This is a genomic window from Rhizobium sp. ZK1, assembly GCF_047782645.1.
GTDB lineage: Bacteria > Pseudomonadota > Alphaproteobacteria > Rhizobiales > Rhizobiaceae > Rhizobium.
This window is the reverse complement of record NZ_CP180587.1, coordinates 2,067,855-2,079,771: the sequence shown is the minus strand read 5'-3', so window position 1 is coordinate 2,079,771 and position 11,917 is coordinate 2,067,855. Positions and strand designations below refer to the sequence as shown.

13 protein-coding genes are annotated in these 11,917 nt (G+C 61.1%); 9 read left to right on the top strand and 4 right to left on the bottom strand.

Going from position 1 to position 11,917, the window contains the following annotated elements:
* The 4 genes from ACK9YZ_RS32235 to ACK9YZ_RS32220 all read left to right on the top strand — a co-directional run bounded on the left by ACK9YZ_RS32235 (position 1) and on the right by ACK9YZ_RS32220 (position 4,919).
* Positions 1 to 1,524, top strand: coding sequence for a sugar ABC transporter ATP-binding protein (locus tag ACK9YZ_RS32235; protein WP_216759656.1), 1,524 nt, complete (start codon positions 1 to 3; stop codon positions 1,522 to 1,524).
* Positions 1,525 to 1,532: 8 nt separating this feature from the next.
* The gene (locus ACK9YZ_RS32230) at positions 1,533 to 2,651 is read left to right on the top strand and encodes a mandelate racemase/muconate lactonizing enzyme family protein (RefSeq protein WP_216759658.1); all 1,119 of its coding nucleotides are present in this window, start codon (positions 1,533 to 1,535) and stop codon (positions 2,649 to 2,651) included.
* 3 nt (positions 2,652 to 2,654) lie between these two features.
* Positions 2,655 to 2,984 (top strand): L-rhamnose mutarotase, encoded by a 330-nt coding sequence (locus ACK9YZ_RS32225; protein WP_216759659.1) that lies wholly within the window; start codon positions 2,655 to 2,657, stop codon positions 2,982 to 2,984.
* A 162-nt stretch (positions 2,985 to 3,146) separates the two neighbouring features.
* Complete coding sequence (locus ACK9YZ_RS32220) at positions 3,147 to 4,919, top strand: SLC13 family permease (RefSeq protein ID WP_416067509.1); 1,773 nt, start codon at positions 3,147 to 3,149, stop codon at positions 4,917 to 4,919.
* A 299-nt stretch (positions 4,920 to 5,218) separates the two neighbouring features.
* Here ACK9YZ_RS32220 and ACK9YZ_RS32215 read toward each other — a convergent pair whose 3' ends face one another.
* Complete coding sequence (locus ACK9YZ_RS32215; RefSeq protein WP_216759662.1) at positions 5,219 to 6,124, bottom strand: LysR family transcriptional regulator; 906 nt, start codon at positions 6,122 to 6,124, stop codon at positions 5,219 to 5,221.
* Between the two features lie 120 nt (positions 6,125 to 6,244).
* Between ACK9YZ_RS32215 and ACK9YZ_RS32210 the strand changes: the two genes are divergently transcribed.
* Together ACK9YZ_RS32210 and ACK9YZ_RS32205 are read left to right on the top strand one after the other, a co-directional pair.
* Positions 6,245 to 6,790: a carboxymuconolactone decarboxylase family protein gene (locus ACK9YZ_RS32210; protein ID WP_216759666.1), complete on the top strand. Its 546-nt coding sequence runs from the start codon at positions 6,245 to 6,247 to the stop codon at positions 6,788 to 6,790.
* A gap of 56 nt (positions 6,791 to 6,846) precedes the next feature.
* The gene (locus ACK9YZ_RS32205; RefSeq protein ID WP_216759667.1) at positions 6,847 to 7,476 is read left to right on the top strand and encodes a pyridoxamine 5'-phosphate oxidase family protein; all 630 of its coding nucleotides are present in this window, start codon (positions 6,847 to 6,849) and stop codon (positions 7,474 to 7,476) included.
* Positions 7,477 to 7,554: 78 nt separating this feature from the next.
* Here ACK9YZ_RS32205 and ACK9YZ_RS32200 read toward each other — a convergent pair whose 3' ends face one another.
* On the bottom strand, positions 7,555 to 7,776 hold the full coding sequence (locus ACK9YZ_RS32200) for a hypothetical protein (protein ID WP_216759669.1): 222 nt from the start codon (positions 7,774 to 7,776) through the stop codon (positions 7,555 to 7,557).
* A gap of 17 nt (positions 7,777 to 7,793) precedes the next feature.
* On the bottom strand, positions 7,794 to 7,979 hold the full coding sequence (locus tag ACK9YZ_RS32195) for a hypothetical protein (RefSeq protein ID WP_216760920.1): 186 nt from the start codon (positions 7,977 to 7,979) through the stop codon (positions 7,794 to 7,796).
* A 214-nt stretch (positions 7,980 to 8,193) separates the two neighbouring features.
* Here ACK9YZ_RS32195 and ACK9YZ_RS32190 point away from each other — a divergent pair, with 214 nt between their 5' ends.
* Both ACK9YZ_RS32190 and ACK9YZ_RS32185 read left to right on the top strand, forming a co-directional pair.
* Entirely contained in the window at positions 8,194 to 8,748 is a 555-nt protein-coding gene (locus ACK9YZ_RS32190; RefSeq protein WP_216759670.1) for a hypothetical protein, read from the top strand.
* A 229-nt stretch (positions 8,749 to 8,977) separates the two neighbouring features.
* Complete coding sequence (locus tag ACK9YZ_RS32185) at positions 8,978 to 9,721, top strand: SDR family NAD(P)-dependent oxidoreductase (RefSeq protein WP_216759672.1); 744 nt, start codon at positions 8,978 to 8,980, stop codon at positions 9,719 to 9,721.
* A gap of 52 nt (positions 9,722 to 9,773) precedes the next feature.
* Here ACK9YZ_RS32185 and ACK9YZ_RS32180 read toward each other — a convergent pair whose 3' ends face one another.
* Positions 9,774 to 10,478 carry a transcriptional regulator NanR gene (locus ACK9YZ_RS32180; RefSeq protein WP_216760890.1) on the bottom strand — a complete coding sequence of 235 codons (705 nt, stop codon included), beginning with the start codon at positions 10,476 to 10,478 and terminating at the stop codon, positions 9,774 to 9,776.
* A gap of 182 nt (positions 10,479 to 10,660) precedes the next feature.
* Here ACK9YZ_RS32180 and oiaX point away from each other — a divergent pair, with 182 nt between their 5' ends.
* On the top strand, positions 10,661 to 11,917 hold the full coding sequence (gene oiaX, locus ACK9YZ_RS32175) for a 3-oxo-isoapionate-4-phosphate decarboxylase OiaX (RefSeq protein WP_416067508.1): 1,257 nt from the start codon (positions 10,661 to 10,663) through the stop codon (positions 11,915 to 11,917).

The window sequence follows — 11,917 nt, the reverse complement described above, 5'->3', positions numbered from 1 at the left end:
ATGGCGCTCGTTCTCGACAAGATCGGCAAGTCCTTCCCCGGCGTCAGGGCGCTCAACAACGCCTCGCTGGCGCTCAAAGGCGGCGAGATCCACGCGCTGATGGGCGAAAACGGCGCCGGCAAATCGACGCTGATCAAGGTCATCACCGGCGTTCACCGGCCCGACAGCGGGACCATGACGCTGGACGATGCGCCGCTGTCGCTTGCCTCGCCGCGCGATGCGATCAAGCTTGGCATTTCTGCCGTGCATCAGGAGCGCAACCTCATTCCACGCTTCTCGGTTGCCGAAAACATCCTTCTGGAGGGCCTGCCAGTTCGAAACGGCCTCGTCGATTTCCGCCGCGCCAACGACGAGGCGCGCGAACATCTGCGCAAGGTCGGCCTCGATATCGATCCGGCAACCGAGGTCCGGCGTCTTAGCGTCGCGCAGATGCAGATGGTGGAGATCGCCAAGGCTCTCAGCCACAAGGCGAAGGTGCTGCTGCTCGATGAGCCGACCGCATCGATCACCGACGCCGAAACCGAAATCCTCTTCCGCCTCGTGCGCCAGCTGCGCGATCAGGGAACGGCAATCCTCTTCGTCAGCCACAAACTCGAAGAGGTCTTGAGCCTTTGCGACCGCGTCACGGTTCTGCGCGACGGGGAAGCGACACTACGCGGCGCGCCGATGGCCGGCATGACAAGGCAGACGCTGATCGAGGCGATGATCGGCCGCGCCGAACGGCCGGTGATCGCCCGCGCAGGCAAATCACGCGAAGGCATGCCCAAGCTTGAGCTTCGCGACGTTGCCACCGCTGCCGGCCACAGCGATATTTCCTTCTCGCTGCACCGTGGCGAAATCCTCGGGCTCTACGGGCTTGTCGGCGCCGGACGGACCGAACTGATCCGCGCCATCATCGGTAAGGACAAGGTAACGTCCGGCACGATTGAGATCGACGGCGAGCCCGTGCGCATCCATTCGGTCGAAGAGGCGATCAAGCGCTTCCGCATGGGCTATGTCAGCGAGGACCGGAAACATGAGGGCGTCATCCTCGCCCATCCTATCCGCTCCAACATCGCCATGACGGTCTGGGACAGGATCGCATCCACCCTCGGCCTGATCGGCGCTGGCCAGGAGCGCAAGACCGCCGCCCCGCTTGCACGGCAACTGGAAATCCGCACACCCAGCCTGGAGCAGCTTGTCGGCAATCTTTCGGGCGGCAACCAGCAGAAGGTTTCGCTCGCCAAGTGGCTGGCAGCCGATGTCGACATCCTTTTCATCGACGAGCCGACCGTCGGCATCGACATCAAGGCCAAGGCCTATATTCACGAGTTGATCAACGGGCTTGCCGACAAGGGCATGGCGATCCTGCTGATCTCGAGCGACATGCCGGAAATGGCGGCGCTCGCCGACCGCATCCTCGTCATGCACGATTTCAGGATCGTCCACGAGCATCAGAACGACCGCAAATATGAGACGGCAAGCCGCGCCATCATGTCGGCGATCCACGCGGCCGAACCCGGCCAGACCCGCACGGCAAGCTAGGAGGAAGCATGGCCCGCATTGAAAAGATCGAACTGCGCATGGTGGACCTGCCGCCGAAGGTGAAGCGCACCGATGCGATCCAGAGCTTCGTCAGCCAGGAAACGCCAATCGTCACCATCACCGATTCCGACGGTGCTTCCGGCACCGGCTATTCCTATACGATCGGCACCGGCGGCTCCTCCGTCATGCGGCTTCTGTCGGACCATCTGGTCCCGCTGCTGATCGGCGAGGATGCCGATTGCATCGAGGCGATCTGGCACAAACTGGAATTTGCCACCCACGCCACGACGATCGGGGCGATCACGGCGCTGGCGCTCGCCGCCGTCGATACCGCGCTGTGGGATCTGAGAGCCAAAAAGCAGAAGCTGCCGCTGTGGAAACTCGCAGGCGGCGCCAAGGACAGCTGCCCGCTCTATACGACCGAAGGCGGTTGGCTGCATATCGAGAAGCAAGCGCTCGTCGAAGACGCCCTGCAGGCCAAGGCCAAGGGCTTTTCCGGCTCGAAGGTGAAGATCGGCAGGCCACATGGCGCCGAGGACTATGACCGGCTGTCTGCCATGCGCGCAGCACTCGGTGACGGTTTCGAGATCATGACCGACTGCAATCAGGGCTTTACCGTCGATGAGGCCATCCGCCGGGCCGCACGGCTGGAGGAGCTCGACCTCGCCTGGATCGAGGAACCGCTGCCGGCCGACGATCTCGACGGGCATATCCGGCTTTCCCGCTCAACCTCGACGCCGATCGCCGTCGGTGAATCCCTTTATTCGATCCGGCATTTCCGCGAATATATGCAGAAGGGCGCCTGCTCGATCGTCCAGGTCGACGTTGCCCGCATCGGCGGCATTACGCCCTGGCTCAAGGTCGCGCATGCGGCCGAAGCCTTCGACATTCCGGTCTGCCCGCATTTCCTGATGGAGCTGCATGTCAGCCTCGTCTGCGCCATTCAGAACGGCAAATATGTCGAATATATCCCGCAGCTCGACGACCTGACGACCAAGGGCATGGAGATCCGGAACGGCCACGCCATCGCTCCTTCCCAACCCGGCATCGGCATCGAATGGGACTGGGAGGCCGTGAAGGCCCGCAGCATCGCCGAGTTCACGACGGCAATCACGCAAGGGCGGTAGAACATGCAGCGCATGGGCATGGTGATCGGCCTGGAGCCGGACAAGGTCGCGGAATACAAGGCGCTGCATGCGGCTGTCTGGCCGGAGATCCTGGCACTGATCTCCGCCTGCAACATCACCAACTATTCGATCTTCCTGAAGGAGCCGGAAAACCTGCTCTTCGGCTACTGGGAATATGTCGGCGACGATTTCACGGCCGATATGGCCAAGATGGCCGCCGATCCGGCAAACAAGGCATGGTGGGCCGCCTGCATGCCCTGCCAGAGGCCGCTCGCGACCCGCAAGGAAGGCGAGTGGTGGGCGACGATGCCGGAGGTGTTTCACCTCGATTGAGGCAGGAGCGATGAACCGCCGCGCACCTATCCTGTATCGCGGATCACCGGTTCCGATTTAGCGGCAAGCCCGCGGAACTCATCAGTCCCGGAAGACGTTTTCCGTGCATCCTCGCCTGTCTCATTTCGAGTCCATCGATAATTCGCACACCCATGGAGCCGGATGTCAACGCAGCAGATCCTCGCATTCTCCGTCATCGCCATGATGATGGGGGTCTTTATCTGGGATCGGTTCAGATATGACGTCGTCGCGTGTTGCGCGCTTGTTCTCTCCGTCGCGGTCGGAATCGTCCCTCCGGACAAGGCATTTTCCGGTTTCTCCGATGATATCGTCATTATCGTCGGCAGCGCGTTGATCGTCTCAGCCGGGGTTGCACGTTCAGGCGTCGTCGACATGGCGATCAAGCGATTCTTTCCGAACCTCAATACGCTGCACAGCCAGATTGCCCTGCTGATGATCGCCGTGGCATTGCTTTCCGCGTTCATCAAGAATATCGGCGCGCTGGCGATCATGATGCCGGTCGCCTTTCAGTTTGCCCGGAGGTCTGGCGTCTCACCGTCCAAATATCTGATGCCCATGTCATTCGCAGCCTTGCTTGGCGGCCTGATGACGCAGATCGGTACGTCGCCGAATATCGTCGTCTCGCGGCTGATGGCGGAGATGACGGGCAGTTCCTTCACTATGTTCGATTTCACGCCGGTCGGCAGTGTCCTGACGATCGTCGGCATCACCTTTGTTATCTTCTTTCACTGGCTGGTGCCAAGTCGTACGAAACAGGGCAGCTCGATCGAGGAAGCGGTCGACATCAAGAACTATACCTCGGAAGCGCTGGTTACGGCTGAATCGGCTGTCTTGGAAAAGCCGATCAGCGTTCTTGTCAAACCTGGCGACGGCGAGGCAATTGCCACTGCCGTCCTGCGCGGCGCGACGCGCATGTCCCCCTTCCCTGATCTCACACTCCGGGAAAACGATATCGTGCTGCTGGAAGGCCCGCCGGCCGCGCTCGACCGCATCGTGTCAGCCGGAAAGCTGCAGCTCGCCGGCAAGCCAATCAGGGAAAGTGGGCAGATGAAGGCGGAGGTCGTCTCGATCGAGGTGGTGATCGGTCAAGAATCGCCCCTGAGGGGCCGTTCCGTCAAGCAACTTGCGCTCGCCTATACGCGCGGCGTCAATCTGCTGGCCATCAGCCGGCATGGCGAACGGCTGAAGGAGCGCCTTGCCAATCTGACACTTGCAGCCGGCGACGTGCTCGTGCTGCAGGGAAGCCGTGAGAACCTGCCAGTCGTCATGCAGGATCTTACCCTTTTGCCACTTGCCCAGCGCGAAATATTGCTCGGCACGCGCCGGCGGGCTTTCATTCCGCTGATCATCCTGGCGCTTGCCATGGCGACGACGGCGGTCGGCGTTGTGCCGGTGCCTGTCGCCTTCTTTGCGGCGGCGCTTGGCATGGTCGTCTTCCGGGCGATCCCGCTTGCCGATATCTACAAGTCGGTCGACGGCCCGATCCTCATCATGCTTGCAGCCTTGATCCCCGTCTCCGATACGCTGCGCACTTCAGGCGGCAGCGATCTCATCGCCCATGGGCTTGGCGACATCGCCAAGGGCGTGCCGGCCTGGGGCGCGCTCGGCTTGATTCTTGTCGCAGCGATGGCCGTAACGCCCTTTCTCAACAATGCCGCCACCGTGCTTGTTATGGGGCCGATCGCCGTCGGTTTTGCCACCGATCTCGGCTTCCGGCCGGAGGCCTTCCTGATGGCGGTGGCGATCGGTGCCGGCTGCGATTTCCTGACCCCGGTCGGCCACCAATGCAACACACTAGTCTTCGGTCCGGGAGGATATAAATTCTCCGACTACCCGCGCCTCGGCCTTCCGCTGTCGTTTCTGATCATTATCGCGAGCGTGCCGATGCTGTTGTACGTGTGGCCCGTAAACTGATTGCTGGTACGCGCGGGTCAACAGAACGCACCAGACGCACAGAGAGCCAGTCTTGCTACACGTTCTGCCTATGAACCGCAAAACTGCCGTAGCGCTCCCCATGGAGCATGATCCCATACTTTTCGAAAATTCTTCCATTGATTGCAGAATCGGCAATGCCACCCAAACCCGGCGTCGTATCCGATTAGCGACGGTCCTTTACCGAAACTCTCTTGCCGGCGAAACCTTCTTGACATGCTTTCGGTATGCCCGCCGCCTCACGGTGGGCGTACAGCGGGTTCTTCGTGCAGGGAAGAAGATTACAGGGCAGCGACGCTCACCCGTAGCCGGGGTGCGGCAAAATCCAGAAAGCGGCGCATCTTGAGCGGCATCTGGCCGCGGGCGAGATGGACCAGGTGGATGGGAGCGGGCTTCGGTTCGAAGTCCTCAAGCACAAGTTTGAGCGCGCCGGCCGCGACCGCTCCTGCGACCTGGTAATACAGCAGCCTGGTGACGCCAGCGCCGCGGATGGCGGCCTCGGCGGCCGCCTCGGTGGTGGTGACTGAAAGCCGCGGGCTAATCAGCACCTCTATGGCCTTTGCAGCTCCTGGCTTCTGGAACCGCCAGCCGGCCGTGGGCGTCAGGACCTCGACGTTGATGCAGGGCAGGCCCAGGAGATCGGCCGGCTCCTTCGGCACCCCGCGGCCGGCAAAGAGGGCCGGACTGCCGCAGACGACCCTGCGCACCGAGCCGATGCGGGTTGCGACCATGGCGCTGTCGGGCAGATTGCCGATTCGCACGGCCATATCGACATGTTCTCCGACGAGATCGATATTCCTGTCCGTCAGCATCAGCCGCACGTTGATAGCCGGAAAGGCTTCCAGGAAGTCGGTCACGACAGGCAGCACATGAAAACGGCCGAACTGCACTGGCGCAGTGATCACCAGTTCGCCCTTTGGCATTGCGAATTCGCCCGATGCCTGACGCTCGGCCTCTTCCACTTGCTCGAGGATGCGCCTTGCCGCCTCGATATAGGTGGCGCCCGCATCGGTCAGGGCAATCTTCCGGGTGGTGCGGGTCAACAGCTTCGTTCCCAGCAGCGTTTCCAGTTCGGTGATCCTGCGGCTCAGCGTCGGCAGGGGAATTTTCAGCGACCGGCCGGCCGCAGACAGGTTTCCCTTATCCACCACCTCCAGCAGCATCGACATGGCTTCGAACCGATCCATTTATTCTTCCAATTTTTGGTAAAATCACTTTCATGCAGAGCATATTCTCTTTCCGATTGGAAATCGACACATTGAGTTCGCCAAGCCAATCACAGCTCGGCTGTCCCAAAGGAGATTTCCATGTCCCGTATTTCCATCCCCGCCCGTGACGATGTGCCGGAAGCAGCCAAGGCGACGCTGGATGGCATCCAGAAGGCGCTCGGCTTCGTCCCGAACCTGTTTCGTCTGATCGCCAACAGCCCGGCGGCCCTGGCGGCATTCACCGGTCTTCAGGGTGGGCTTTCTAAAGCGCTCGATCTCAAGACGCGTGAGCGGATCGCGCTTGCCGTCGCAGAGGTGAACGGCTGCGGCTATTGCCTGTCCGCCCATACCTATCTCGGCCTAAACCTGGCAAAGATCAGCCCGGAAGAAATTGCCCTCAACCGCAAGGGCGCATCAGCCGATGTCAAGGCGAATGCCGCCGTCGGCTTTGCGGCAAAGATCGCCGAGGCACGCGGACATGTCGCCGACGCCGATATCGCTGCCGTGCGCGCTGCAGGCTTTTCGGATGCGCAGATCGTCGAAATCGTCGCTCTGGTCGCCGAAAACACTTTCACCAACTATCTGAACGAAGTCGCCAAGACAGATATCGACTTCCCGGCAGTCTCCGCTGTCAATGCGGCCTGACAGACGAGGAGCGGGGCTGGCGCTCCGCCCCTCCCAACCCTTTGAGGAGATGGATCATGTCCTATGGATTTCTCGACATAGCCTCGACCCCGAGCGTGCGTGCCGCGCAGGCGGAAATGGGTGTCCAGGACTTCTGGACGAACCTGCCGACCGACCGCAGCTTCGACCGCTTCAGCGAAAACGAGCGCGCCTTCATTGCTTCCCGCGACAGCTTCTACATGGCCACCGTTTCCGAAACCCACTGGCCCTATGTGCAGCACCGGGGCGGTCCGCAGGGTTTCCTGAAGGTACTCGACGATCGCACACTTGCCTTTGCGGACTATCGCGGCAATCGCCAGTACATCAGCACCGGTAATCTCGCCGCCAATGATAAGGTGTGCCTGTTCCTGATGGATTATCCTCGCCGCGCACGGCTGAAGATCTATGCCCATGCCGAAAAGCTGGGGCTTGATGCCGATCCGGCGCTCGCCGAGCTGCTTGTTTCGCCTTCCTATCGCGCAAAGCCGGAACGTCTCTTCCGCCTGCGCCTCGAAGCCTTCGACTGGAATTGCCCGCAGCATATCACGCCGCGCTATACCGAGGCGGAAATTGCCGTCGCCGTAGAACCGCTTCGTCAGCGCCTGACGGAGCTGGAAGCAGAGAATGCCGCCTTGCGGGCACAGGTCGCGCGCGGAGATGTCGGCTAAAACTCGGCTATTGCGCTGAGACCGCGCCCCTGTCTGTCAGCAACAGCGAGGCAGAAGGGGACGGCATATCTAACATTCCTATTGCGGCTCCTCTTCATCCGAAGTGAGCAGCTCAATGAGCGCAGCAACCCTGCCGGTCGCCAGGCGTCGCCCCTCACCCATCAAGGCCTCGTCATTATTGACCCACGCAAATGCCTCTGCAAGCTCGGCCTGCGTTGCACCGGTCGCAATGACGTCGGCCACAAGTGTATTATCAACAGGTCCAAGGATGGCGATGACATCGTCTGAAGTCATTGTCATATCCATTCCTCCTCTCTTTACCTCCGCTTGAACCTAGTGACGCTGTTGGAAAGATCAATTTTTCTGTCGGGAAGTTCCTCGCCGATATAGGCGCGATGGGGCTCGATGGGGCGGTTCGTATGCGTGGCGGTCACGTTCGACTGGGCAAAAGCGGGCGCGCCGACAAGCAGGACACTGACAGCGATCGAAATGAGTTTTTTCATGGTAATGCTCTCCGGGCATGAATATTGCGCGTTGACGATTTTTGCCAGGGGCAAGGCCCTGGATAGTGAATGCGGCGATCGGACCTTCTCGCCGCGGTCGACATGAACCCACGGCAAGCTCTGGGCGCTGCAGCCATGATTTCTCCCTTTTCATTGTAATGGTAAGGTGGATGGTGCCGGCATGAAACATCCGGGGACGCATTGAGGCTGACATATGGCAAGCAAGCGCAGGATCAGAGACTGCCTCTCGATGGCGATCCTTCTCGCCGGCCTTGCGGGCGCTGCGGCGGCCGACCAGCCGGATCCGTTTGGTCAATTCGGCGAACGCTGCCTCGGGCGGGGGCCGGATTTCCAGCGCACCGTCGCCGCTGCGAAGGACCGGAACTGGCCGGCTCTTGCAACGGATATGATGACCAGCCTCACGCCGGTGGAAAATCCGGTCGCGCTGGAAGGCTGGAATCTGACCGCGGAAGGAGATGGCTCATTTGAAGCCCTCGTCGTCGCGCGGGCGTCTGTGGGCGAGAGCAGGGTGGAAAGCTGCACCATGGCCTTCGCGGAAATCGATGCCGCGGCCTTTGAGCGTCGCCTCGTCGATGAAACACGCGCCAAGGCATCAGGCGCGAAGAATGGTCAGGGGCGCATCAGGAAATTCTTCGAGGCGTCGTCTTCCGAGCGCAGGCAAGCGATCACGCTCGACCTGCCTCTCTATCCGAACGGAAACGACGAAGTCGTCGTCAGCGTCGTCTCGGAGCAGCAGATCGAAAACTGATCAGATGATCGGGTTTGCCCTCGTGTCGCCGGCGGGACTGTCGGTTGCGCGGCAGTTCGGCGATCCGCCCCGACGGTGGAAATCCCGGCAAGGCAGGGTCGCGAGAGGGCAGATGCCCCAGAAATCCCGCCAACCTTGTTACTCCTGCATATCGGCCGCCCGGGCTTACGCTCCTCGCCGATCATCAGGGAACCCCTCCTGATGGCAAGGTCAGTCATAGGAGCATGTCTTGAACATCGGAAACAAAACGGTCCTGATATCAGGCGCCAATCGCGGCATCGGCCGGGCTCTCATGGACGAAGCGCTACGTCGTGGTGCAAAGCGCGTCTATGCAGGGTCGCGCAGCGAGCAGCGCCATGAGGATGAGCGCGTCACCTTCGTCAAACTCGATATTACCGACGAGTGGGATGTCCTGAAGGCGGCTGCCACTGTCGAAGACCTCGATATCCTCATCAACAATGCCGGCATCTTCATGCCCGACGATCTCACCGATAAAGACATCATCAATTGCCATCTGGCGGTCAATTTCTTCGGGCCGCTAAGGGTGACCCAGGCCTTTGTCCCGGCACTGATGCGATCGAAGGGCGCCATCATCAACAATCTCTCCCTGTCGGCGCTGGTGCCGGTCGCTTCCACACCGGCCTATTCGGTCTCGAAGGCGGCGGCACATAACCTGATGCAGGCCTTCCGGGCGCTCCTGTCAGCGCGCGGTGTCGCGGTACACAGCTGTTTCACCGGACCCGTTGATACCGATATGACGCGCGGCTTCGAGGTGCCGAAGTCGCCACCCGGCCTGGTGGCGGCAGGAATATTCGACGGCTTCGAAAGAGGCGAAGAGGATATCTTCCCCGATCCCTATTCCGAACGCATTGCCGATGGCTGGCGCACCGGCGTCATCAAGGCTCTCGAGCAGGAATTTGCCACTTACGCTCCGCCGGCAGCTGAGGCGGCTCAGGACTGCTGTCACCACTGACATTCTGTTGCGTGCGAAAGGCCTTGCCGCGCCGTTCGCCGCAAGCGGCTGCCTACTTCATATAAAGCGAACGCGAGCGCTCCAGATGTTTGAGCACTGCGGCCTCCGCGCCATCGGCATCATTGGCGGCAAGCCGCTCCAGGATCTCTTCATGTTCGGCGAGCGTATATTTTTCCTTGCCGGTCCAGATCAGCATTTCCGTATGATATTCCTTCAGCCATGCCAGCATGGCTTCGCTGACGGCCACATAGATCGGGTTGCCGGAAATCTGGGCGATGCGGGTGTGGAACCGCATGTCGGCGGAAATGAATTCTTCGGCATGGCCGAGGGATGCGCGCTGATGGTCGATGATTTCGCGAAGCGCCTCGACATCAGCCGGTTTGGCGCGTTGCGCCGCTTCACGCGCCATGCCGCGCTCGAAGAAGATACGGGCGCTTTTCAGGTGCTCCAGCGAATCGGCCGATTGCGACAGCATGATCTTCGCCGTCAAATCGACCTGCCGGAAGATCGACTGGGCGGTCAGCTTCAGGACCTTCGCGCGCTCGCCGTGCGAGATGCTGACGAGGCCCTTGTTGGCGAGAGATTGCATCGCCTCGCGGATCGCCGGACGACCGACGCCGAAGCGTTCCATCAGGACGCGCTCGGAGGGCATCTCGTCGCCCGGTTGCAACTCTCCTGACGTAATCAGCCGTTCCAGCCGGTCAAAAACCTCGTCAGACAGTTTTCGACGGACAATAGGTTCGATGGCTGAGGTCATGGCGTCTCGCTGGCTCAAATCTTCCCTCCCTTAACATTTCCACCGACCGACGACAAAGCGCGCCACGCGAAATTCACACCTGTTGAAAATTTCCATTGCAGAAAATGGAATACTCATTATACCAGATTACAAGTTGACGCCATGGCTTCTTGACGTGGCGAGAGGAGCAACCGGCAATTTTCATGATGATAACGCTCACCTACCGCATCGAGACGCCTGGCAGCGTCGAAGCGATGGCGAACAAGATCGCTTCCGATCAATCGACCGGCACCTTCGTTCCGGTTCCGGGCGAGACGGAGGAATTGAAGTCGCGGGTTGCCGCCCGGGTTCTCGCCATCCGGCCGCTGGAAGATGGGCGCCATCCCTCCTGGCCGGAAGCGCCCGAGGGCGCACGGCTGCAGCGTGCCGATGTCGATATCGCCTTCCCCCTCGATGCGATCGGCACGGATCTTTCGGCGCTGATGACGATCGCGATCGGCGGAACCTTTTCCATCAAGGGCATAACGGGCCTGCGCGTCATCGACATGAAGCTCCCCGAGGCTTTCAGGGATGCCCATCCCGGCCCGCAGTTCGGCCTTCCCGGCAGCCGACGCCTGACCGGCGTCGAAGGCCGGCCGATCATCGGCACGATCGTCAAGCCGGCGCTTGGCCTGCGGCCGCATGAAACTGCCGAGCTCGTCGGCGAACTGATCGCATCCGGCGTCGACTTCATCAAGGACGACGAGAAACTGATGAGCCCCGCCTATTCGCCGCTGAAGGAGCGTGTGGCGGCGATCATGCCCCGCATTCTCGATCACGAGCAGAAGACCGGCAAGAAGGTGATGTATGCCTTCGGCATCTCGCATGCCGATCCCGACGAGATGATGCGCAACCACGATCTCGTGCTGGAAGCGGGCGGCAACTGCGCCGTCGTCAACATCAATTCGGTCGGTTTCGGCGGCATGAGTTTCCTGCGCAAGCGCTCGGGCCTCGTGTTGCATGCGCATCGCAACGGCTGGGACGTGCTGACACGCCATCCCGGCATTGGCCTCGATTTCAAGGTCTATCAGCAGTTCTGGCGGCTGCTCGGCGTCGACCAGTTTCAGATCAACGGCATCCGCGTGAAATATTGGGAGCCGGACGAGAGTTTCGTCGCCTCGTTCAAGGCGGTCAGCACGCCGCTCTTTGCCCCCTCCGACTGCCCGTTGCCGGTTGCCGGTTCCGGCCAGTGGGGCGGCCAGGCGCCGGAAACCTATCAGCGCACCGGCCGCACGACCGATCTTCTCTATCTTTGCGGCGGCGGCATCGTCAGCCATCCGCAGGGACCTGCAGCCGGCGTGCGCTCCGTGCAGCAGGCCTGGCAGGCAGCGGTCGCCGACATTCCGCTCGACGACTATGCCAAAGATCATCCGGAACTTGCGGCATCGATCGCCAAGTTCAGCGATGGAAAGGCTGCATGA

What these genes read in the sequence shown, in the direction of transcription:
- ACK9YZ_RS32235 (WP_216759656.1), top strand. Translation starts at nt 1, where the DNA reads ATGGCGCTCGTTCTCGACAAGATCGGCAAGTCCTTCCCCGGCGTCAGG.
- ACK9YZ_RS32230 (WP_216759658.1), top strand. Translation starts at nt 1,533, where the DNA reads ATGGCCCGCATTGAAAAGATCGAACTGCGCATGGTGGACCTGCCGCCG.
- ACK9YZ_RS32225 (WP_216759659.1), top strand. Translation starts at nt 2,655, where the DNA reads ATGCAGCGCATGGGCATGGTGATCGGCCTGGAGCCGGACAAGGTCGCG.
- ACK9YZ_RS32220 (WP_416067509.1), top strand. Translation starts at nt 3,147, where the DNA reads ATGTCAACGCAGCAGATCCTCGCATTCTCCGTCATCGCCATGATGATG.
- ACK9YZ_RS32215 (WP_216759662.1), bottom strand. Translation starts at nt 6,124, where the DNA reads ATGGATCGGTTCGAAGCCATGTCGATGCTGCTGGAGGTGGTGGATAAG.
- ACK9YZ_RS32210 (WP_216759666.1), top strand. Translation starts at nt 6,245, where the DNA reads ATGTCCCGTATTTCCATCCCCGCCCGTGACGATGTGCCGGAAGCAGCC.
- ACK9YZ_RS32205 (WP_216759667.1), top strand. Translation starts at nt 6,847, where the DNA reads ATGTCCTATGGATTTCTCGACATAGCCTCGACCCCGAGCGTGCGTGCC.
- ACK9YZ_RS32200 (WP_216759669.1), bottom strand. Translation starts at nt 7,776, where the DNA reads ATGACAATGACTTCAGACGATGTCATCGCCATCCTTGGACCTGTTGAT.
- ACK9YZ_RS32195 (WP_216760920.1), bottom strand. Translation starts at nt 7,979, where the DNA reads ATGAAAAAACTCATTTCGATCGCTGTCAGTGTCCTGCTTGTCGGCGCG.
- ACK9YZ_RS32190 (WP_216759670.1), top strand. Translation starts at nt 8,194, where the DNA reads ATGGCAAGCAAGCGCAGGATCAGAGACTGCCTCTCGATGGCGATCCTT.
- ACK9YZ_RS32180 (WP_216760890.1), bottom strand. Translation starts at nt 10,478, where the DNA reads ATGACCTCAGCCATCGAACCTATTGTCCGTCGAAAACTGTCTGACGAG.
- oiaX (WP_416067508.1), top strand. Translation starts at nt 10,661, where the DNA reads ATGATGATAACGCTCACCTACCGCATCGAGACGCCTGGCAGCGTCGAA.